A 1,556-nucleotide genomic window follows, 5' to 3' on the forward strand; every position below is an offset into this window, starting at 1 on the left:
CGTGATGGTGATCGTCGGCGCTGCTGTGGCGGTGGTATCCAGTACGGCACTGTCTGTGCCTGGGGCGGAGACATTACCAGCTTGGTCGGTGACCGTTGCTGTGACCGTTAAATTAGCGCCTTCTGCCAGTTTGGCAACCGTTGTGCTGTAGGTGCCCGCTGTGATTTCTGCGGCGGTTAAGACGTGGCTTTGCGGAGTCGTACCATCGGTGATGGTTAGGGTGTCGCCTGCTTTAGCTGTGCCTGGCAAGGCGACTGTGACCGCCACTGTCGTTGCCGCACCAAGTTCTGTTTTACTGATCAGGCCGTCGTTGTTGCTGTCGGTCGTGATGGTGATCGTCGGTGCGGCAGTCGCAGTCGTGTCCAGCACTGCGCTGTCTGTGCCTGGGGCGGAGACATTACCCGCCTGGTCGGTGACCGTCGCACTAACAGACAAGGTCGCGCCTTCCGCTGGTTTCGCAACGGTCGTGCTGTAAGTACCAGCGGTGATTTCTGCGGCGGTTAAGACATGGCTTTGCGGTGTCGTGCCGTCGGTGATGGTTAGGGTGTCGCCTGCCTTGGCCGTACCTGGCAAGGCGACTGTGACTGCCACTGTCGTTGCTGCGCCCAGTTCTGTTTTACTGATCAGGCCATCGTTGTTGCTGTCGGTGGTGACGGTAATCGTCGGCGCTGCCGTGGCGGTGGTATCCAACACTGCACTGTCTGTGCCAGGCAAGGAAACATTTCCAGCCTGGTCGGTGACGGTCGCACTGACAGACAAGGTCGCACCTTCCGCTGGTTTCGCAACGGTCGTGCTGTAAGTACCCGCGGTGATTTCTGCGGCGGTTAAGACATGGCTTTGCGGTGTGCTGCCATCGGTGATGGTTAGGGTGTCACCTGCCTTCGCGGTGCCTGGCAAGGCGACTGTAACTGCCACTGTCGTTGCTGCGCCCAGTTCTGTTTTACTGATCAGGCCGTCGTTGTTGCTATCGGTGGTGATGGTGATCGTCGGTGCGGCAGTCGCAGTCGTGTCCAGCACTGCACTGTCTGTGCCAGGCAAGGAAACATTTCCTGCTTTGTCCGTGACGGTAGCGCTGACGGATAAGGTCGCGCCTTCCGCTGGTTTTGCAACCGTGCTGCTATACGTACCAGCGGTGATTTCTGCGGCGGTCAATACATGGCTTTGCGGAGTCGTGCCGTCGGTGATGGTCAGGGTGTCGCCTGCTTTAGCCGTACCTGGCAAAGCCACTGTGACTGCCACTGTCGTTGCTGCGCCCAGTTCTGTTTTACTGATCAGGCCGTCATTGTTGCTGTCGGTCGTGATGGTAATCGTTGGCGCTGCCGTGGCCGTTGTGTCTAAAGTCGCACTGTCTGTGCCTGGGGCGGAGACATTACCAGCTTGGTCGGTGACCGTCGCTGTGACCGTTAAATTAGCGCCTTCTGCCGGTTTGGCAACCGTGCTGCTATACGTACCAGCGGTGATTTCTGCGGCCGTTAAGACGTGGCTTTGCGGAGTCGTGCCGTCGGTGATCGTCAGGGTGTCACCTGCCTTCGCGGTGCCTGGCAAGGCGACTGTGA

Annotated in this window: 1 pseudogene; it reads right to left on the reverse strand. The window is 58.9% G+C overall.

Going from position 1 to position 1,556, the window contains the following annotated elements:
• Window positions 1-1,556 (reverse strand): annotated as a pseudogene (locus tag ACO0K8_RS22270) (hypothetical protein); the annotation flags it as partial.

The organism is Undibacterium sp. Ren11W (genome assembly GCF_049340485.1).
In the GTDB taxonomy this organism is placed as follows: Bacteria; Pseudomonadota; Gammaproteobacteria; order Burkholderiales; family Burkholderiaceae_D; genus Undibacterium.